The sequence below is a fragment of the Microcoleus sp. PH2017_09_SFU_O_A genome, from assembly GCF_020738625.1.
Taxonomy (GTDB): domain Bacteria; phylum Cyanobacteriota; class Cyanobacteriia; order Cyanobacteriales; family Microcoleaceae; genus Microcoleus.
Genome location: NZ_JAEQCF010000010.1, coordinates 40,286 through 62,375, shown reverse-complemented (window position 1 = coordinate 62,375; position 22,090 = coordinate 40,286). Strand labels below are relative to the sequence as shown.

Here is a 22,090-nt window from a genome sequence, read left to right as displayed (position 1 = left end):
GTTATCCAAAAGTGAATAATGCTGAATATTCTGCTAGTTTAACACATTATTCAGATAATTGCAGCAAAATTCAGTAAATCAATCAACAGGAGAATGCTCTATTTGTACAGCTTGTCCGTTAATTGTGGCTGACGTTCGACTGCGGTGTACAGTGCAGCCTCGAAGATATCGGTTGCATCCTCCCAGGTATAATGTATCACCGTGTCCAAAGCAGTCTCAGACATGGCCCGCCATTCGGCATCTGACAACTGACAAATCTGCTCGATCGCTTTTGCCATATCCTCTGGGTCTTCTGGTTTCACAAGTATTCCACCCCCGCCAGCGAGGAGTTCCGGAGCCGCGCCAGCAGGAGTGCCGATCACTGGAGTGCCACAAGCCATCGCTTCTAAAATTGGCAAGCCGAAGCCTTCGGTTTGGCTGGCAAACAGCCAAGCATCGCATTTGCTGTAAAGTTCTTTGAGTTCGTCTTGACTAGGTATCTTGTAATACTCAATATTATGCTGCAACAAATCCGGAGGAGCAGTTTCGCCGGAACCAAAGGCAACTAAACGAAGATTAGGGATTCTTTTGGCCGCTAGATTGAAAGCTTCAATGGCAAGAGCACAGCCTTTCCAAGGAGCTATAGAATAGTACATCCCGACTGTGGGAACTGACTGCTTGCCCCGCGGCTGCCCCGATCGCGATCGGGGGTCGTAAAACTGTGTGGTGTCAACAGTGGGAGGCACGAGAGATACAGACAAATTACCAAATTCATCCCTAGCCTTGTCTTCCAGCCACTTAGCGACGGCAATTTTGTGCATCGGCAGCCGCCAAGTTGCATCTACTCGAGCTTTTGGTGTGTAGTCAAAAGCCTCGTAGTGTTGGAGAAAATATACTTTCGCTCCTTTGCTGGGGGAGAGTTTAGACACCCACTCGGCAGTTTCCCACCAAGTAGCCATGATAATATCGGCATCAGGTACGTCCCTGTCGGTAATTGGACGGTAGGTTTCGGTAACTCGACTTTCGACATCTATACGGTCAAAGTGAGACGGCCCTCTCGCCTGAGCGGGTTCCCAACCCTTACCTCTGACCACAGAGCGCAATTGTTGCATTAAAGTTGGTCGTTCGTGAGGTGTAGAGACGATACATATTGTGTGTCCTCGCTGTTGGAGAATTTGTGTGTAGATAGACAAAACCCTCATGCCACCTGTAAGAGCAAGGGTAGGAAGGACAAAAGTAATTCTCATAGTATAGGTAGATGTGAAAGATCAAAACTGGTCGATCGAGCTTCTCCATCCTAATCTATTTGCACTGACGAGTCTCTTTTTGGGTTTGGCGCAGGGTTTAGGTCAATGATCGAGGCGATCGTTACTTGATGTCGAGCCGGCCGTACTTTGTCGTCAGGGACTTTTGCCAATGACAAATCAGGAGATGTGTGAGGATTAGACAAGTCTAACCTTTAACAGCCTGAGCTTTCAAACATCCGTTGAACTCGGGTTGAGATTTTGGCCGGCAGTAACAGGAAACCAGTATTTGAGGTAGATGCGGTCAGAATTAGTGTCGAAACTGCTGGGTATAAAACAGGACACCGCCGATGTGAGTTTTACTAGAAGCACCCTACCAAACGATAATTGAGTTCCTACGCAGAATCCCGCGATCGCTGGCATCACTAGCGCAGAATTTCAAATTGCTGCTGTTAACATCAAAGCTTAACTTTTTCCGGCGCCGGTGGGAACCGCGCATGGTAATGGGCCCCGCACATAGTAGGGAGAACAGGAAACTATGTTAACTTCACGCTGTTGAGATTTCTCTACAGCAACTTTCAATCCTGCTTCAAAATGCTCCGTGGCATCTTTCCAAGAGTAATTGGTCACCTTAGCATAGGCGGCTTCCGACATGGCTTGCCACTGGGCATTCGACAAATGACACATAGATTCTATGGCTTTTGCCATTTCTTCGGGATCTTCTGGGCTTACAAGTATGCCAGTACCGCCGCTCAAAATTTCAGGAGCAGCGCCTGCTGTGGTACTGATGACGGGAGTGCGGCACGCCATCGCTTCGATAATTGGCAAGCCGAAGCCTTCAGAGCGACTCGCCAGCAGCCACGCATCGCATTTGCTGTAATAATCTTTGAGTTTGTCTTGGTCGGGTCTAATTACATACTCGGCATTGGCTGGTAGCGGCAATTCCGGGGATGGGGCCTCTGTACCGAAGGCAACCAGACGCAGGTTGGGAATTTTTTCAGCGGCTAGGGAAAAAGCTTTGAGTGCGATGTCGGTTCCTTTCCAGTAAATTGCAGAGTACATCATGCCAATGGTAGGAACCGATTGTTTGTGGCGAGGGCAGGCATAAAATTGCTTGGTGTCAACGCTCGGAGGAGCTGAGGAAACTTGGCGATCGCCATATTTAGTCCGAGCTAGGTCAACTAACCAGTCAGAGATCGTAATTTTGTGCATGGGTAGCTTCCAGGTTGCTTCGACTCTACCTTCAGGTAGATAGTCAAAAACTTCATGGTGCTGGATAAAATAAGCTTTAGCTCCTTTGCTCGGGGAGAGTTTTGCTACCCACTCGGCGGTTTCCCACCAGGTGGCAACTACTACGTCAGCGTCAGGCACATCTTTGTCTTCTATTGGGCGCGAGCGATCGATAATTTTGCTTTCTACACTGAGATTATCGAAAAATGATGGCTCATTTTCAGGTGTGGAAATCCAGCCCCTTCCCCGCAGCAGCGACTTGACTTGCTGGCGCAGACTCGCTTGCTGATGGGGTACAGAGATGACGAACACGGAGTGTCCTCGTTGTTTCAAGAGTTCTGCGAAAATAGATATTACTCGAATTCCACCAGTCAGACACAGAGTAGGAAGAACAAAGGTGATTTTCATGTTTAACTCCCGCTGAATAATCCGACTCGGTTTCGACGCTGCGATGAGCGCGCTTTGTGAGAGCCGACAGGAAAGAGGGGCGGGTGAATCTTAATTACCGCTTTCCCGGTGTGGGCATAGAATCAAACCTAGCGACTGTTCGCAACACCCCAGTATAGATCCACAATTTCGCTGTCATTCAATCTATAGTAATGATGGATTCGATTCACCAACAGTTCCCTGCGGGATATTTTTTCGGGTCTGCGAAAGTTACTTCTCAAGACAGATACGCGATCTAACATCAGCTTTTTTCGCCCCACACACGAAGCTCTACAACACTTCCTGCCTAACATAACATCATTTGCTGATCTTACCGACACAGAGTTACGGTTTACCGTAACTCTCCAAACTTTAGTGTTGGGGAAAGGTAGCCAGCGTAACAATATTCCGGAGATTGACAATCGCCGTCCGGAAAAATTTGTTATAAAATTCTATTAAATTAAATTATTAGTTATAAAATATTAATTCGCGATAGCTATCATCGCTAGAAATACTGATGCTTGACTGTGTGTTTTAAGTTACTATACGCTCTGTATCGCTTAAAAAATATATTATTTATTCTGAATTCAGAGATGTAATTTGCTCAAACACCTGCACGGACGCGAGCTGATTCTGAAAGGGAATCGCAGAAATCACAGTCATGGATAGGTTAATCAGGAAAAACTGGTTTTTTTTAACTATTGCTCGATCTTGTTGCCGTAAATGTCTTAAAAAACCGTTTGATGCGTCTGGACTGCTGAAAAAGGTAGGTTTGTCGATCGCTACAGAATATATAATTTGATTGGTATCAATTTAATTAACTGCCTGAGTTTTAAATTTTTTAATGGCAGGCGATCGCCTGAAAGTATCCCCAAAAGTGACTGCCACTTCTCCACCGAGTATGTAGCGTGCCCAACAGATGTCTAAGTAATTACCGTAAAATTCAAGTTCCCCCAATTACCTAACGATCGTGTAAATATCACAACAATTGTCATGGTGCAGTGATATAGATCGTGGCAACCTTGACTCTTAATTGGTAGCCGCAGCTTAGCGGTATGTATCAAGCGAGTTCGCTTACAAAAAAAATCCTGCTATGAAAAAATCATATTTCCTGAGTTGACGATTCCGAAGGACAATCGGTGTACTTTTGAGCGTTGTGGTGCCCAGGGTGGCAACGATATGGTTTGCCAGTTTTCACGCAGTAAAAATTATGCGATCGCCAGCGCAACAAAATCTCTAACTTTAAATAGATGTCTTCACACAAAGCATTTCTCGGTGGGAATACATGAACTTTCAATTGTTGTACAGCATCAGTCAAAATCCCAGCAGCGTCCAATACGGTTGAGTTAAGAGAGTCCCGCAGTCATAACGATTTGAAAAATAGACACTGAGATTGCTCTGGGGCGCGATCGCTGCGGACAAAAAGTGTTAGCCCAAGCGTATTGGGCTATAGTTTAATACGGTTCACTTAAGAAGATAATTGCTCAGCGCCCACCTGACTTAACCGAGAAATGTCATAGTCTCTGCGATTGCCGCGCTCGATCGCTCGCAATGACAAAAACGTTAAGTGAACCGTATTTGGCTATAGTTGCTAAAAAAGTGGCTAGTTAAAGAGGATTTGCCAAGCAATCATTGCGAGGGCTAAATCTGCGATCGCGTGGCTGATATAACTAGGCCACAGCGAACGGTAAGTTAGATAACAGTGCGACCAAATTATCCCGGCGGTGAAGACGGCGAATGAGCCTAAAATCACAGCGCGCCAGTCGCTGTAGGCTGCGATTACAAAAATGTGGTGGAGGGTGAAAAATAGTGAACTGAGAAATATGGCTGGTTTTCCTGGTATCAGAATCTGGCATTTGTTGCAGACAAACCACCGCCAAGTAAATTCTTCAATCAGCGAGTTAACTAGCACGAAATATGCTTCAACAATTAAGTAAATATTTTGGCTGTTGGTTCCCAATTGGCGAGCTTTTTCTTTGGCCGCTACAGGATCGATCCAGTGCTGGCCGAAAAGGCTGTAGATACCCACAATTACCGCAAACATGGCTATTCCCCAAATGGCTCCAGCCCGCAATTCTCGCCGCTTGGGGAGGGATAAATGCAGTTTTTGCCGATCGACTAAAACACACCAGGCGATCGGGAAAAGGAGCAACCAAAGTTGACACAAGGCTGATACTGTTTGTCCCCAGCTTCCGGGGGCAATATACAAGCCTGCTATTATACCAATACTCGCAGCGGGGACGAGCAGTGTGAGAGCTAAGAGTGCTGTTTTGCGATCGCCAATTTCCAGCATTTTTTACGCCACCTTTGAAAATTTGGATTGACATCAAAGGTAAAAGCTTGGCCGGTTCCCAGAGGTGATACCAGTTTTACAAAAATTTAACTTTAGCCAAACCTGAAATTCTGATGCCGTCAGTCATGCCCAATATAAAATATAAAATATAAAATAGTATGATTTTTGTGCCACTTATCAAAGTGGTGCGTCTTTGTGGCATCGGAAAATTGGTATAATGGCGATCGCACTTCCGATCCTAATCAGGAATTACTCTAAATTAACTCAGTTGTCGGCTTTTTGAAATCCGAGCGATCTTTCTATTTCGGGTTCAGCACCATTTTGCAGCCAATCAAGAGGTTTTTCTGCTATTTGGGCTGGATTTACCCATATAATATCTTTAAGCTCATCAACCTCTACTGCTACTTTAGCAAAACATTGTCTGACTTTGTTATCAAGTGAAATTACTGTGCGATCGGTAGCGATCGCAGCTTCCACCAACCGCAAATCTTTAACCATTATTTCCCGCTCTTTATCGCTTTCGGCAATCGATTCAACTTGAGACCACAAATTATCATCTACCGCGATATCGCAGGGGCATAGTTTCTTCTTTGCCACCATCCGGCGCAGCCATATACGAGCGGATTTTGATTGATGCTTGTTCCACTCATCTCTAATATCTGGAGTCATCACAACTCTGTGAGAAATATCCAACACAGCTTCGAGAAAATCGCGACAGTAAACGGATATTGGATAGGTAGCATCTTCTCCACCAGCAGCACGCGCAACTGAAGCATCAATTACCAGGCGTTTAGAAATTTTATCTGCCATGTTAATGCTTCCACAAAACAGCTTCGGCTGCATCCAAATAGCGGTTTTCTAGATGCAAAGAGACATCGCCAAAATCTTCCGGCCACTCTCCAAAAGCTCCTGTTTCATCTAGATCGGCACTGCTGACTTCTGTAACACCATCGTCGCGCCGTTTAAACCAGTGAAGTTTGACTAAATCAGGTAATATTTTACCCTCGGCAACTAACGATTGAACTGCTAAAAGCAGCAATTCACTGTGAGTTTCTAGAACTACTCGCACACCTCGATTTGCAGCATCAACTAATATCTCTGCTAAAGCAGCTTGAGCGCGAGGATGCAAGTGAATTTCCGGCTGTTCTAGGTAAACTAATTGTCCTGGTTCTGCTACAAGCAAGGCAACTAAAATAGGCAAAGTTTGCGATACCCCAAAGCCAACATCAGCAATACTAACCGTATCGATTGCACTCCCGCTGCGGGATAAACGACCTACCAGCAGTTCAATTTGTACGTCATTAATCTGTCTGGCTTCAACTTTCCAGTTGAGTCCCAGGAACTCTAAGGCTTGACCCAATTTTATCAGTCGATCGTCCTTGGTTTCTTGCCAGGAATTAACTATACTAGCAACATAATTTTCAAAAATTCCAGTAAATTCACTGCCAAATGCTGCGATATTATAGGTGCGTTCTGGATTGCCTCTCGATCCGGGAACATGAATTATCTGGCGAATATATTGTTGAAAGTTGATTGCCAAATGGGATGAATCAAAATGACTTTCACCAAGTCGTAAGTCTAAAAAACCTCGAACATTACTTACGCTCCATAGTGGCGGTTCTTCGTCAATATTGTCTAATAAAATATAGTAATTTTCCGCAAAGTTTTCTGGAAGAACCTCAATCACTTCTTGATGTCGCATTCCCGGATAAATAGTAATAATTTTATCATTGTCAGGAAAACAGTAAATTGCCTTGACAATTCTAATGCCAGGTTTTGGCTGCTTGCTGAAAACGTTTTTCAAAAAATTATCTCTCTCTAGATTAACCCTGACATAAAACTCATCGTTGTATTTTTCAGGTGACAGTTTAGACAATATCTGTTCTGCGGATGTAAACTTAACATTCGGCCCGTCAAGTTTCAAACCACCCGGATCGTAAGGGGCTTCTAGCGTTTGCTTCATCAGCAATAGCGGCTGCATAATGCTAGACTTACCAGAACTGTTGGCACCGGCTAAAATTGTCAGCGATCGCACTTCAATTTGGCACTCTTCATAAATAGACTTGTACCCGCATACTGCAATTTCACTAATTCCCGATACAGGCTCTTTGTTCTGTGTTGCAAAGGAAGTGGATTGAGTCATAATATTATGTTTGCATTGTCAGCTCTAAATACCATAATATTATAAGATAATCTTTAGTAGCTGTGTATTTTGGCCCAATGACGATCGCAATTGACTTTGGAACTAGCAACACCGTCGTCGCTCGCTGGAATCAGGCTCTCCAGCAGCCCGAAACTTTGAAATTACCGGGATTGTCGGCAATCTCGGTTCAAAATCCACCCCTAATTCCCAGTTTACTCTACGTTGAGGACGCTGCTCAAAATAAAGTCATCCTCGGTCAGCAAGTCCGCGACAAAGGCCTCGATCTGAGTGGAGATTCTCGGTTTTTTCGCAATTTTAAGCGGGGAATTGGCACTTTTGTGCAGGGTTTTGTGCCGGAACTTGACGGGCAAATTGTTGATTTTGAACGAGTCGGTGAGTGGTATTTGAGCCAAATTGTGAACTCAATTCGCGAATTGCCTTTGTCGGTAGATTCTTTGGTTTTTACTGTGCCGGTAGATAGTTTTGAAGCTTACCGCCATTGGTTGGGTAAAGTTTCTGAATCTCTGCAAGTGGAACAGGTGCGGATGTTGGATGAGCCTACGGCGGCTGCTTTGGGTTACGGTTTGGCCGATCGCGAAATTCTATTAGTGATTGATTTCGGCGGCGGCACTCTCGATATTTCATTGGTACGCCTCGATGTTAATGCCAACAAAAAGCCTTTGGGGTTTTTGCTGAAATGGGGCGAAAAGTTGTTAGCTGAATCTTCTGCACAAAAGACAAAAGTTGCCAGGGTTTTGGCTAAAGCCGGACAAAATTTAGGCGGTTCTGATATTGATAATTGGTTGGTTGACTATTTTGTTAAAACGAAAAAGTTGGCAAAATCTCCGATTACGACGAGGTTGGCAGAAAGGTTAAAGATTCAGTTATCTTTGCTAAATAATGCGGCTGAGGTTTATTTTGATGACGAAACTTTTGAGAGTTACGAATTAGAATTAGACCGATCGGGCTTTGAATCTATCCTTGCCGAACATCAGTTTTTTGAGAACCTCGACGAGTGCATGAATCAAGTATTGCAGCAAGCGCGGCGCCAAGGCTTAGAAATTGGCGATATCAATGCAGTTTTGCTCGTTGGCGGTACTGTCCAAATTCCAGCGGTGCAGCGTTGGGTGCAGCAATATTTCGATCCGGCAAAAATTCGGTGCGACAAACCCTTTGAGGCGATCGCCCAAGGTGCTCTACAATTAAGTCAAGGCATAGAAATCAAAGATTTTCTCTATCACAGTTACGGCATTCGCTACTGGAACCGCCGCGAAAATTGCCACAGTTGGCACAGTTTAATCAAATCCGGTCAGTCTTATCCGATGACCGAACCGGTAGAATTAGTCTTGGGAGCTTCTTTGGAAAATCAGCCCAGCATAGAATTAATTATCGGCGAATTGGGAGCGGAAACTGGTGGGACGGAGATCTATTTTGACGGCGACAGGCTAATTACTCGCCAACTCGCGGGCGAAAGATCCGTCCAGCCGCTAAATGACAAAGACGGAGCTCGCAGTATCGCGCAATTGACGCCGCCTGGGTATCCGGGGAGCGATCGGGTCAAAATTTTCTTCCGCGTTGACGAACAGCGCTTTTTGCGGATTACTGTGGAAGATTTGCTAACCAATGAAACTTTGTTAGAGGATAAACCAGTGGTGCAGTTAAGTTAAATATAGGACGTACGGTTGAAACCGCGTCTAGACAAAGGAAGTCCGCCTCCGCGGACTGAATGAAATCAAAAATTCCCACGCCCTTGAAGTGAATTTTGTCTCCATAAATGTAATTTTAACCGCTCACTCTTCAACCGGCGTCCGGCTTGTTTTGTCTGTATAGACGCGGTTTCAACCGCCGTTTGATCTACGAACCTATTAGTTAAATTTCAGATTTGTGCACCACTACAGGCGTCCCCACCGAGGCCCAATTGAACAGCCATTTAGCGTGATTTACAGCTACATTTGTGCAGCCGTGAGTGACGGGATTTCCAAACAAATTGTGCCAGTAAGCGCCGTGAATTGCATTACCGCCATCGTAATACATTGTATAGGGAACGTCGGGCACGTCGTAGTCTTCCCCAGTCATTCTAGTAACGCGATATTTGGTTTGGATGGCAAAGGTTCCCGTGCGGGTGGGAGTCGATGATTTGCCGCTGGAAATAGTCACCGCATAAACGGGTGTATTTCCTTCCCAAGCTATGAGTTTTTGTCTTGACAAATCAATTTCAATCCAGCGCTGACTGGATTGCTGCAACTGCATGATTCTATTGGCAATTATGTTGCGCTGTTCGCCTGCAAATGCAGGAATTTGTCCGCCACAAAATGCAGCAACTGTTAGGGCGCAGGCAACACATAAAGTTCCTGCGCGACGCAAGTAAGTTGAGTTGATAATCATGTTTATTCCTCACACCCAAGACGATTTGATAGTTTTAGATTGAAAAATTGAAGAATTGGGAAACTTTCACACCTGGTACTATTTTAAATTGTAGATTATAGATTTTAAATTGGGAAAGAGGGCTTAACAAGTTGTTAAGTTTTGGGTGAGAGTTTTGGCAATTTCGACGATCGCCCGCCAATCTCGATTTTGCACTAAGTGTTTGGGAAATAAGTCTCCGGCTAAACCAACGGCGATCGCCCCAGCGTCAATAAATACCTTGGCATTTTCCAGCGTCACCCCGCCCGTGGGAATCAAAGGAATGTCGCCCAGAGGGCCTTGCAGGCTTTTCAGGTAAGCAGCGCCTCCCAAGCCTGCGATCGGAAAAACTTTCACGCAGGTAGCACCTGCTTGCCACGCCGTCATAATTTCTGTGGGAGAAAAAGCACCAGGGACGATCGGCACTCTCGCATCAACTGCTGCTTGAATCATGCCTACATCGGTGTGCGGAGTAAACAGGAATTGAGCCCCGCAATCTATGGCTTGCTGCAACTGTTCTAAGTGTAATAAAGTGCCAGTACCAATACTAAAATCTGGCAATTCTGAGCGGAGTTGCGAAATTAATTCAGCGGCTTTGTGGGTATTCCAGGTAATTTCAATAAATTGGATTCCTCCTGCTGCTACAGATTTTGCCATCTGCCAAGCGACTTCCTGTTCGGATGAACGGATCACGGCGATCGCTCGGTGTTTTTTTAGTAGTGTCAACCAAGATTGATGATTCATGCTAACTCATTCTGACTAGGATATAATTTTAGTACACATTACAAAATTCGATATATGCCAAACTACAATATGCGCGGCGTTCAATTTTTAACAGACAATGAAGGCAACAAAACCGCTGCAATTGTTGACCTCAAAGAACACAGCGAATTTTGGGTTGACGTGTTGGCTGAATGTGGCGAACCGACAGACTTTCAGTTTTTAGTTGACGGCCAAGGCGAAAAAATTGCGGTGCTGCTTGACTTCGAGAAGCACGGCGAACTCTGGGAGGATGTTTATGACTCTTTGACTATTGAATCTAGACAAGATGAACCAAGAGTTCCCTGGGAAGAAGTTAAGCGCCAGCTTGAGGAAAAGGGTATGTTGAATGTCTGATTACTTGGTCATTACTGCACGTTCGGCTCAAAAAGACCTGGACGCTCTGCCCGTTGAAATCAGCAGTCGCATTTATCCCCAGATAAATGCTTTAGCCAGTGTGCCCCGTCCCCCAGGCTGTCTCAAGTTAAAGGGGAAGAAAAACGGCTGGCGAATTCGGGTGGGCGATTACAGGGTAATATACACCATAGATGACGACAGCCGCACGATCGATATCAGTAAAGTGCGTCACCGGCGAGAAGTTTACCAAGGGTGATATCAAGTCCGGTTATATCGAAATGATGCAGTGCGATCGCCCGATCGCTACCCCTCTAATCGCTGATTCATTGGACATTTGTGGAAAAAGCATACATATATCCATCGTTGCGGTGGATTGATTTACAGTATTTATGACGTACTGGACTAACCTTGCCGAGTGGCGTTCTCATTTCAAAAACTCCGCTTTCTCTGACCGTCAGCCTGCCGACGTGAGTGCCTGCAAACCTCCCAGAGGGGAGAATCGCACTTACCATGTCGCCAGTCCCAAACCCAAAAAACGTTTTGCACCGCGTTCTGTGCTTGACAGGAAATCCGTATTTATTGGTTGTACACATTTGACGGCTGCCCCATCCTTTAGCTGCAATTAACAACGGTTGATCCGTTAAAACTTGCAGCACTTCTACATTTCCTACACAAGCTGCATCCAGCCAATGAGTTTTAGCTAGTCCTAAACGAGTCCGATTGTACTTTGTTCTACCTCCAGTTGAAACTTCTATGGGCAATCCTGTTTGTTTAAGTTGTTGGAACAATGCCCAGCCGGTTGAATTCACAGCAGTTGCATCTTTCAAAGGTTGTGAGGCCTGTTTCAAAATACGGGACAGGATGTCAGGCTTTTTGAACAAGAAATCCCGAATATCTTGATTGCCTTTGGCTTGGTTGCACCCACGGCAGGCTAGGGTAAGATTGGAAACGCGATCGCTTCCCCCTTTTGATTTGGGGTGGATATGTTCTACCTCAAAAGGTACGTTTTCAACACCGCAATAGGCGCACTTTCTCCCCCACTTCGCTAACAAGTATTCTTTGACTTCATAGCCCGCAAGTTCCCCTTGCTGATACTCTTTGCCGGATATTTCGGGATTCTGCATTGCAAGTAAGTCAAATTTAACTAACTCTTGGGATATGCCTGTAATTGCGACGTATCGACGGATGCGGTTGACCCAAGTCACGATGTTTTTCACCCTAGATTCTAAGCTTGGTGGCAACCATCCAGGTGCTCTTGTGCGGTTCAGAAAACGTGGTTTGCGGTAACGAGTTTTGCGGTTGCGACGATTGCGACGAAGGTTGCGACGTGACTCTAAGTCATTTTTAATTTGTTGCCCGCGATGGCTCAAATGAGCCCCCCAGAGAACTTTATTACCGCTAACGATCGCCAGCCCAGTAGTTTTAGAACCTGGATCAATTTTTAATTGAGTCGGTTGCGTTTTTGGGTGAGAAACCGCATATTTCAGAATAATTGTGAACGGGTAACGGAGATACACAGCAGCTTGGGCTAGTTTTAACAATCGTCTTGCTTGTCCTGGTGCTACTAGCTCAAGTGGTTGTTTGTTGGTATCTAAAACGAATACAAAGTTAGACATGAAAGTCCTCTGATTGCTCAGGTTATGTTTTCCTCGCCAATGTTTTGATGGCTTGTTGGGTTAGAGACACTGACTTAACCAAATACATCTGTTTAATCTCTAACGACAGAGCTACAAGCTGGAAAGCACCCGTAGGTGTCATCACCCTCAAAACGTAGTATTCAAGATACTTAGGCTGGCTATTTGTCCAGTGTATGAACTAGCTGTTGAGTCTTGTCCACTGTTTGGTGAATAGCATTGCACAATGAAATTAAACAGCCGATCGCACCACAAAAAAATCGGGGCGATTCCAGACAATACCAGAAGCACCCCAATTATCGATTTTAAGCTTTAGATTAAATCTAAAATCTAAAATCCAAAATCTAAAATCAATTAGGCAATTGTCGCCATCTTGACATCGCTATTAGCTAACAAATTTTGCAATTCATCAGCATCGACAGTTTCCTTGTCAACTAGCATATCTGCCAAGGCGTTCAGCACGTGGCGGTTGCCGACGAGCACGTCTTTAGCGCGCAGGTAAGCTTGCTCTACCAACAAGCGGACTTCATCATCGATCGTAGCTGCGGTTTCTTCAGAAAAGTCCCGTTCGGCCATGATATCGCGACCCATGAACATATTCCCTTGTTGGCGACCGAGAGCTACAGGGCCTAGCCGATCGCTCATTCCGAAGCGAGTTACCATTTGGCGTGCTACTCTTGCCACTTGTTGCAAGTCATTGGAAGCGCCAGTTGTGACTTCTTCTTCACCGAAGACAATCTCTTCAGCAATGCGGCCGCCCAAGGCTACCGCCATTTGATTTTGCAAGTAAGAGCGAGAATACAAGCCAGAATCCATGCGATCTTCGCTAGGTGTGAACCAAGTCAAACCACCAGCGCGGCCGCGGGGGATAATGCTGATTTTCTGTACGGGATCGTAGTCGGGCATCAGCGCACCGACTAAAGCGTGACCGGCTTCGTGGTAAGCTACTAAGGTTTTGCGTTTTTCGCTCATCACGCGGTCTTTCTTTTCGGGGCCGGCGAGGACGCGATCGATCGCATCGTTGACTTCATCCATCGAGACTTCGGTCAAATTGCGACGGGCTGCCAAAATTGCTGATTCGTTGAGCAAGTTAGCCAAATCCGCACCTGTGAAACCGGGTGTCCGGCGGGCGATTTTTTCCAAATCCACATCTTTTGACAAGGTTTTGCCGCGGGCGTGAACGTTAAGAATTTCGAGGCGGCCGGAGAAATCGGGGCGATCGACCACAACTTGGCGATCGAAGCGACCTGGACGTAGCAGCGCAGCATCCAGCACGTCGGGGCGGTTAGTAGCAGCAATCAAAATGATGCCAGTATTGCCTTCAAAACCGTCCATTTCGGTCAGTAACTGGTTCAGGGTTTGTTCCCGTTCATCGTTACCACCGCCCAAACCAGCTCCGCGCTGGCGGCCTACGGCGTCAATTTCATCAATAAATACGATACAAGGAGCGTTTGTTTTAGCTTGTTCAAACAAGTCGCGGACGCGGGAAGCACCGACACCGACGAACATTTCGACAAATTCCGAACCGGAAATGCTGAAGAAAGGAACACCTGCTTCTCCGGCGACTGCTTTGGCGAGCAAGGTTTTGCCTGTTCCGGGAGGGCCGACTAACAGCACGCCTTTGGGGATTTTAGCTCCGACTGCGGTGAAGCGATCGGCATTTTTCAGGAAGTCCACGACTTCAGCGAGTTCTAGCTTGGCTTGTTCGATGCCGGCTACGTCGCCGAAAGTCACCTGAGTTTGAGGCTCCATTTGGACTCTAGCTTTCGATTTGCCGAAGTTCATGGCTTGATTGCCGGGCCCGTTTTGGGCGCGCCGCACCAGGAAAAACAGTCCCACCAAGAGCAGGATCGGGAAGAACAGGCTGCTGAGGGCTTTTACCCAGAAGCCTTCGTCGTTTTGGGGCAGAACTGAAATATCTACCTTATTTTTGGTCAGGATGTTAATCAGTTCGGGGTCGTTAGGCAGGTTGACAATTACCTTGCTGCCGTCCTGAGCCGTTACGAGAGCTTTACTGCGATCGGAACTGATATTTATTTTGTCTACTCTGTTGCCTTCGACTTCCTGAATGAATTGGCTGTACTTCCAAACTTCCCGACTAGGGGGCTGTTTGTCAAAAAATGCAGTGGCTAGGGCAATGACTACAATAGCCAGCAGTGCGTACAGTCCAGCGTTTCTCCAGCGTTTATTCACCGAGGTCGATCCTCCTAATTATTTAGTCCCTGTGATTTGGGAATTTTTATTTATGTTCATCAATCTTAACGTATTTGTAACTTGTTTTTGTGTTGTCAGGAATCCCGGCAAGGGCGATCGCTCGTCTGAAGTAGTGGAAACCGAACTGCCCTGAAAGCCGTCAGGAGATGGGAGTGCTTTACTAAGGAGTCACATATAGCATAAATTAAAACTTGTCAAGCCTTTAGTCGAAGTAATCTTGAGGGGGCGGACTCCTGATAAGATCAGTCCTGGACGCACGGGTGGCCAGAAACCGGGTTTTTTTACGAAAATCCTTCGTTGGAGTCGCGAGATTAGGCAAAAAACCCGGTTTCTTTGGTAGGAATACGTCCAGGACTAAAGATATCTGAGTCAGGGCTGCATTGGTGTAGGATGTTCCTGTTTATTCACTCTTCATATATAACGATCGACCCTTGAGAAACCGTCTGAAGATTTCAAGACTCAGCATTAAAACAGTCTAGCCTACCCCATTGCCATCACTTGGCAACATTAAAAATTGAGTAAAGCGGGAGAGATATTCGGCCTTCCAATACAGACAGTCAATTAAACAACCTTGTAAGTTTAGATAATCAAAATGAAGTGCAATATTTGTGATTCTCCAACAAACAGCTTGGCTGCGGCTACGGTACTAAAAAAATATAACGTTGAGTATTTTCAATGCTCAAATTGTGGATTTGTTCAAACCGAGGAACCGTACTGGCTTGAGGAGGCTTATTCAGAAGCCATAGCTAGCAGCGACGTGGGAATGTTATCCAGAAGCACGATGTTCTCCACCGCAGCCAATAATATTATTTTTAATTTGTTTAATCACCGCGCTAATTTTTTAGACTACGGGGCCGGCTACGGTGTATTTGTTCGGATGATGAGAGATTTAGGATTTGATTTTTCATGGCATGATAAATATTGCAAAAATATATTTGCACAAGGATTTGAGGCTGACGAAAATAGCAGATTACCCTACGAATTAGTCACAGCATTTGAAGTATTTGAGCATTTTGTTGACCCGCTGTCGGAGATCGAAAAAATCTTCAAATATTCTCGCAATATTTTATTCAGTACCAGATTGCTGCCAGCCAACAATCCCCAGCCCAGCGAATGGTGGTACTATGCCCTAGATGAAGGTCAGCACATTTCTATTTATACCACCAAGGCACTGTCTATAATTGCCGAAAAATTCAATTTAAATTTTTACTCTAACGGCGATTCTTTGCACCTCTTGACAGAAAAGGAAATCCCGCATCAACTTTTTCAAAGCTTATCATATTGCCAAGAGCCGGAATTAAAAAAAGCCTCATTACTCCAACATGATTACGAGGCAGCTTTGAGAAAAATTGCCGACAGAGAGAACCGCAAATCAATGATAACTCCAGCAGCCCTATCTCCTAAAAATTTAAAAAAGATTGTGATTGACGGCGTATTTTATCAGCTTAACAGCACCGGCATTGGTCGCGTCTGGACATCGCTGCTAGAAAACTGGGCAGAAAATGGTTTTGCTAAACAAATTCTAGTTCTTGACAGAGCGGGAACCGCCCCCAAAATTCCCGGCATCCAGTACCGGAATGTAGCCCGCTACGACTACAGCCAAACCGATGCAGACCGCCAAATGCTACAGCAAATCTGCGATGAAGAAAATGCAGACTTGTTTATTTCTACTTATTATACAACGCCTTTGTCAACGCGATCGGTATTCATGACCTATGACATGATTCCCGAGTTGATGGGACAAAATCTTGCTCATTCCGAGTGGAGAGAAAAGCATTCCGGTATCCGCCACGCCTCAGCCTACATAGCTATTTCAGCAAATACAGCCCGCGATTTAGTTAAGGTTTTTCCGCAGATATCCTCAGCTTCTGTAGCTGTAGCGCACTGCGGAATAGACGCCAATTTCTCGCCAGCCGATAGAGAAGAAATCGCAGGTTTTAAGTCAAAGTACGGCATTGCTAAACCCTATTTTCTTTTGGTAGGCGAGAGGGTAGGCTGGCATGGTTACAAGAATGGGATATTATTCTTCAAAGCCTTTTCTCAACTTGCCAATAAGTTTGACTTTGATCTAGTCTGCACAGGCGGCAAACCTGTATTAGAACCCGATCTGCAATTGTATTGTTCTGGAATCACTGTCCGCACGCTGCAACTAAGCGATAGCGAATTGAGAGTTGCTTATTCGGGTGCTGCGGTATTAGTTTATCCGTCGAAATATGAAGGCTTTGGATTGCCAGTCGTCGAAGCCATGGCTTGCGGTTGTCCAGTCATCACTTGTCCAAACGGTTCGATTCCAGAAGTAGCAGGAAAAGCAGCGGTTTATGTAGATGGCGATGATGTCAGCGGGCTTGTCAATGCTTTGCGGGAAATACAGAAGCCTGCTGTCCGCAACTCATTAATTGCGGCGGGGTTAGAGCAAGCTAAGAAGTTTTCCTGGTCGAAAATGGCTGCAACTGTTAGCTCTGTTTTGGTTCAAGTAGCTGAGCATTCCCTTCAACCGCAAGCCGATCCAGCCTTACAGAGCGAATTATCGAATTATGACACATCGCAGCCTGTCCCGTCAGCTTTCAAAGTATCTGCGATCGTTTCTACCTACAATTCCGAAAAATTTATTCGCGGCTGCTTGCAAGACTTGGTAGATCAAACGCTGTACAAACAAGGCGAACTGGAAATCATTGTAATTAACAGCAACTCCGAACAGAACGAAGGAGAAATTGCACGGGAGTTTCAATCGAGATATCCCAACATAATTTATTGCCGGATACCACAGCGAGAAACCATTTATGCAGCTTGGAATAGAGGAATCGAGATGTCGCGCGGCAGATACATTACTAATGCGAACGCCGACGACAGACACCGCCCCGACGCATTGGAAATCATGGCTAATTATTTGGACTCGCAACCAAAAACTGCTCTGGTTTACGGCGATCAATTAATTACGAATGTTGTTAATGATACCTGGGTTGCGACGCAAGCTCAAACGCGGTGGAATTGGCCGGACTTTTCCTATGGGGAACTGGAACGACGCTGCATCATGGGTTCTGCGCCAATGTGGAGAAAATCGCTACACGAAAAACACGGCTATTTCCGAGCAGAATTGACGGCGGCTGGCGATTACGAATTTTGGTTGCGGGTGGGAAAAACCGAAAATATGTTCCGCATCCCGGAAATAATTGGGCTTTACTACCACAACGAGCAAGGTTTAGAACATGGTTCAGGGCGATCGCAACAAGAAACGCTTAAGATATGGAATGAATACGGCATCATCCGCCGAGGTATCAAACCCGCCACTACCCTCCCCGTTGCAATCTCTCCGTCACAGCTAAACGCCATGCCCTACCGCACGCCCGAACCAGCACTCGTCAGCATCATCATCCCCTGCTACAACCACGCAAATCTACTCAGAGAAGCTGTAGAAAGTGTTGTCAATCAAACCTATCAAAATTGGGAGTGCATCATTGTCAACGACGGTAGCACCGATGATACCAGCAACTTCGCAAATTATTTAATTCAATTGTATCCTCAAAAAGCGCTGCGCCTCATCGACAAACCCAACACGGGGCCCGCTGATTCCAGAAATATTGGTGTTCAAAATTCCTCAGGAAAATTCATTTTATTCCTAGATGCTGATGATAAAATTCATCCCAAATTTCTAGAGGAGTGCGTTGAAGTTTTATCAGCGAAACCGGAGGTGGGTTTTGTCTATACAGATGTGCAGCACTTCGGAGCAAACTGCGATTTAGTCAACCACGGGGATTTTGACCCCAATAAATTTTTGAGAGACAATCAAGCCCCCGCTACTTCCTTATTTAGAAGAGAAATTTACGAGCAAGTTGGCGGCTTGAAAAAAGTGATGAAGCTGGGATGCGAAGATTGGGAATTTTGGATTTCTGCCTATGAAAAAGGCTGGTTAGGCGATCGTTTTCCTCAGCCTTATCTGTACTACAGGCAACATGGCGACGGCTCTAGCAGAACCCAAAAAATGGCGGGAGAACGCGAAAAGTTAGACTTGATGAGGGCTACAATTGTTCGCCTGCACTCTCAACTTTACAAACCCGAAGAAGTGCGTTGGTCAGAAAAAGTTTTGCAGCAACACGGTAACTTAATTGCTGATGAATTAGCTCAGCTTAATACACCCGAACAGTTTTTAGCTTCCCTTCCTCAATACTTGGGAGAGTATCAAAAAGACCAAACTAATCAAGTTGCTCTCGCTCATATCCGCCAACTGCGCCGACAACTTGCCGATTATTTTGTGAATCTGCCCGCAGAGCAACTAGAAAAATGCTACTCCGGTGAGGCAGGTAAGGCATATCAAATGCTGGTTAACAGCACGATCAAATATGAAGCAATCACAGATACTGAACAAAGTTTAATCGGTCAACTAGAAACACATCTATCCCAGGGAATTAAAACTCTGAAAGATGTTGGCTACTTACTAGCAGCCTCTCTCTACCGTCGTGCCGATCAGTTATTGCTAAAGTATGAAAATGCAGCTATACCCAATTGGTTTGTTAACGACTATCTGAAGTTTATGTTTGCCGCACCGACGCTCTTTCAAGAACTAGGAGAGGCTGACAATTATTGCCGCTACGTTCAGGGATGGGTTAGTTACGTGCACCGCAATATATTCCAAAACCAAAATTCACAAATTTGGCAGGACATCGCCTGGTTTTTCACTCAAACTGCTAACTTTATCCCTTTGTATTTCAATAGCGAAAACCTCAAGCAAGTCTACACCAAACGGGCAGAAATTATTGAATTTGCGATGAAAAATCGCGGGGCTGCCATTGATTGCATTTTTCCGGCGAGGCCTGCAAACAGACAGAAAATTCGCGTCGGAGTTCTGACTAAGCATTTCGGGGCGATGACGGAAACTTTCGCGACTTTGCCTGCTTTTGAATATCTGAATCGAGATCAGTTTGAAATTATTTTGTATGCTATCAATCTGGATGGTAATAAATTAGAACAGTATTGCCAGAGTCGCGCGGATAGGCTGGTGCAATTGCCGAGTGATTTGCCGAGTCAAGTTCAGGCTATCCGCGCTGATGACTTAGATATTCTGTTGGTTGCTACGAATATTACTGCTGTCACTCATCCGATTAGTTTGCTGGCGCAGCATCGATTGGCGCGGGTACAAACTACTTGTTTTAATTCTCCTGTGACTACGGGAATGCGCCACGTTGACTATTATATTGCTGGCAAGTTGATGGAACCTGGCATTGAGGGATGCGCGCATTATCGCGAGGAATTAGCCACTGTTGACGGCTTGGGTTGCTGTTTTAGCTATACCCTCGAACCCTATACTCCTAATGTTCAACTGACTAGAAATAGCCTGGGGATTTCTGAGGAATCGGTTGTGTTTATTTCCAGCGCTAATTTGTATAAGTTGGTGCCGGAGTTAAGGGAAACTTGGGCGAAGATTTTGGCTGCTGTTCCTAATTCTCTGCTGTTTTTAATGCCTTTTGGCCCTAGCTGGACTAATTATTATCCTGGTGCGGCTTTTGTGAATAATATGCAAGGGATTTTTGCGAAGTATGGGATTGATAGTAAGCGTTTGCGGGTGGTGAAGGCTTTGCCGAATCGTGCGGATGTCAAGGAAGTTTTGAAGTTGGGTGATGTTTATTTGGATTCTTATCCCTATGCGGGGACTACTTCTCTTGTGGATCCGCTGGAGGTGGGATTACCGACTGTTGTCAGGGATGGTGATACTTTACGATCGCGCATGGGAGCAGCAGTGGTACGATCGCTCTTGATGCCCGATTTAATCGCCCGTGACGAGGCATCCTACATTCAGCTAGCCGTCAATCTCGCCACAAACCCGCAACTGCGGCAGCAAAAACGCCAGGAAATTCAGGAAAAAATGCAGGGCAATCCCGCCTGTTTTGACAGTGTGGCATACTCGGGGGCGATCGCGAAACTATTCCAAGAACTCTTTAGCAACTGGCAAACTAGCCACCTAGAAGCCTCGCGCAGCTTGCAGGATAGCATTCCCAAACAGCCAGACTTGGGCGATAAACTCTTGCATAACGTCCAGCTTTACCAAAGAAACTCATCAAACATCTCAGCAATATCCGAACTCCGCCAAATCCGCAAACAAATCGCTGATTTCTGGCTAAATGTTCCCACCGAAAACCTAGAAGCCACCTATAAAAGTGCTGACGGTAAAAGCTATCAAATGCTGCTGCATAGCTACTTTCAACATCAAGCGATGATGGAAGGCGAACAAATATTTTTGCAGCAACTAACCCAGATTAGCAAAGGATTAGTCCATCCTAAAGCTGTCAACGCCTTGCTCGCAGCAATGCTATATTTCCCGCCGGGAACCATGCGGATTCCCGACGCTCGCAACCGCTTGCCGCACTGGTTAATCGGCGATTACGAACAAGTTTTTGAAACAGAAGATACCGTCGAGAAGGAGTCAAGTTCTGACTTACTCGCTCAATACATTCAATCCCCGCAATTTGCAAATCAACTATTAGGATGCGTCAATCTTTACCGGATCGATCCGTCAGACGAATCGGTAGTTTTGGAACTCCGCCAAATCCGCAAACAACTGGCTGATTTTTGGCTAATTGTTCCCACAGAAAAACTAGAAAATGTTTACCGAGGGGAAGTTCGCAAAGCATATCAAGCAATACTTAGCTGCGGCTTGCAAGCCAAATCAATGACTGAAGCCGAACACAACTTTTTGCAGCAAGTGACCGAAATTAGCAAAGGGTTAGTGCATCCTCAAGCTATCAATGCTTTGCTGGGTGGAATGCTGTACTTTGTACCAGGAAAAATGCGGGTTGCTGACGCTCACACCCGCTTGCCACACTGGTTGATTGACGATTACGAAAAAATCTTTGAAATCCCATTCGCGGACAATCAACAAACGATTGTCAACCAAGATTATCTCCCGCAGTTTCTCAATCAATTAACTGCTGCTGTGAATCTTTATGAAATTGACCCGACGGCGGAAATGGTAATAGCAGATTTGCGGGAAATTCGCAAGCAAATTGCTGATGTGTGGCTGAAGGTTTCCGGCGAACAACTTGAACTTTTGTACCGGAGCGATTTCGGTAAAGGTTACAAGGCAATGCTCGGGAGCGGATTTATTAACGAGCCGCTTACTGATACTGAACGTGCTGTTTTGAATTCGTTGGTGGGTGAGTTGAGTAAAGGGTTTGGAATGCCTCAGGCTGTGAATTATTTGTTGGCGGCGAGGCTGTTTTGTCGCGCTGGACAGTTGCAAGTTCAGGATGCGGATAGTTGTTTGCCTGAATGGTTGTTTGAGGATTACGAGCAGTTTGTTGGGGGTGCGATCGGGCTTGCTGTGAAGTAAACGGCTCTACAGCAGATTGCAGGTGCATGGAGTACAATTTAAATCTTAAGCACCTGCGAAACTCGTTGACAAACTGTCGCTGCTGCA

The 22,090-nt window shown here is 45.6% G+C and carries 13 protein-coding genes; 4 read left to right on the top strand and 9 right to left on the bottom strand.

Going from position 1 to position 22,090, the window contains the following annotated elements; all coding sequences use genetic code 11:
• Window positions 1-98: 98 nt before the first annotated feature.
• From JGK16_RS06635 to JGK16_RS06615, 5 genes are all read right to left on the bottom strand, one after another.
• Complete coding sequence (locus JGK16_RS06635) at window positions 99-1,226, bottom strand: glycosyltransferase family 4 protein (protein ID WP_293178827.1); 1,128 nt, start codon at window positions 1,224-1,226, stop codon at window positions 99-101.
• 462 nt (window positions 1,227-1,688) lie between these two features.
• Window positions 1,689-2,861, bottom strand: coding sequence for a glycosyltransferase family 4 protein (locus tag JGK16_RS06630; protein ID WP_293189947.1), 1,173 nt, complete (start codon window positions 2,859-2,861; stop codon window positions 1,689-1,691).
• A gap of 1,621 nt (window positions 2,862-4,482) precedes the next feature.
• Window positions 4,483-5,172 carry a CPBP family intramembrane glutamic endopeptidase gene (locus JGK16_RS06625; RefSeq protein ID WP_293178821.1) on the bottom strand — a complete coding sequence of 230 codons (690 nt, stop codon included), beginning with the start codon at window positions 5,170-5,172 and terminating at the stop codon, window positions 4,483-4,485.
• A gap of 264 nt (window positions 5,173-5,436) precedes the next feature.
• Complete coding sequence (locus tag JGK16_RS06620) at window positions 5,437-5,982, bottom strand: hypothetical protein (RefSeq protein ID WP_293189949.1); 546 nt, start codon at window positions 5,980-5,982, stop codon at window positions 5,437-5,439.
• A gap of 1 nt (window position 5,983) precedes the next feature.
• Window positions 5,984-7,315, bottom strand: coding sequence for an AAA family ATPase (locus JGK16_RS06615; protein WP_293189951.1), 1,332 nt, complete (start codon window positions 7,313-7,315; stop codon window positions 5,984-5,986).
• 77 nt (window positions 7,316-7,392) lie between these two features.
• Here JGK16_RS06615 and JGK16_RS06610 point away from each other — a divergent pair, with 77 nt between their 5' ends.
• A complete protein-coding gene (locus JGK16_RS06610) occupies window positions 7,393-8,982 on the top strand; it encodes an Hsp70 family protein (protein ID WP_293189953.1) in 1,590 nt (529 codons plus the stop codon).
• A gap of 202 nt (window positions 8,983-9,184) precedes the next feature.
• Here JGK16_RS06610 and JGK16_RS06605 read toward each other — a convergent pair whose 3' ends face one another.
• Window positions 9,185-9,706 (bottom strand): L,D-transpeptidase, encoded by a 522-nt coding sequence (locus JGK16_RS06605; protein ID WP_293178839.1) that lies wholly within the window; start codon window positions 9,704-9,706, stop codon window positions 9,185-9,187.
• Between the two features lie 117 nt (window positions 9,707-9,823).
• On the bottom strand, window positions 9,824-10,462 hold the full coding sequence (locus JGK16_RS06600) for a bifunctional 4-hydroxy-2-oxoglutarate aldolase/2-dehydro-3-deoxy-phosphogluconate aldolase (RefSeq protein ID WP_293178812.1): 639 nt from the start codon (window positions 10,460-10,462) through the stop codon (window positions 9,824-9,826).
• Between the two features lie 54 nt (window positions 10,463-10,516).
• On the opposite strand from JGK16_RS06600, the gene JGK16_RS06595 reads away from it, so the two are divergent.
• Complete coding sequence (locus tag JGK16_RS06595) at window positions 10,517-10,834, top strand: hypothetical protein (RefSeq protein WP_293178809.1); 318 nt, start codon at window positions 10,517-10,519, stop codon at window positions 10,832-10,834.
• Window positions 10,827-11,090, top strand: a complete 264-nt coding sequence (locus JGK16_RS06590; protein ID WP_293178806.1) for a type II toxin-antitoxin system RelE/ParE family toxin — start codon at window positions 10,827-10,829, stop codon at window positions 11,088-11,090. Before JGK16_RS06595 ends, JGK16_RS06590 begins: the two co-directional genes overlap by 8 nt.
• Before the next feature lie 67 nt (window positions 11,091-11,157).
• Here the strand turns inward: JGK16_RS06590 and iscB are convergent, their stop codons facing one another.
• On the bottom strand, window positions 11,158-12,450 hold the full coding sequence (gene iscB / locus JGK16_RS06585; RefSeq protein WP_293178803.1) for an RNA-guided endonuclease IscB: 1,293 nt from the start codon (window positions 12,448-12,450) through the stop codon (window positions 11,158-11,160).
• Between the two features lie 372 nt (window positions 12,451-12,822).
• Window positions 12,823-14,661, bottom strand: coding sequence for an ATP-dependent zinc metalloprotease FtsH3 (gene ftsH3 / locus JGK16_RS06580; RefSeq protein ID WP_293178800.1), 1,839 nt, complete (start codon window positions 14,659-14,661; stop codon window positions 12,823-12,825).
• A gap of 613 nt (window positions 14,662-15,274) precedes the next feature.
• On the opposite strand from ftsH3, the gene JGK16_RS06575 reads away from it, so the two are divergent.
• Window positions 15,275-22,003: a glycosyltransferase gene (locus JGK16_RS06575; protein ID WP_293189955.1), complete on the top strand. Its 6,729-nt coding sequence runs from the start codon at window positions 15,275-15,277 to the stop codon at window positions 22,001-22,003.
• Window positions 22,004-22,090: the final 87 nt, after the last annotated feature.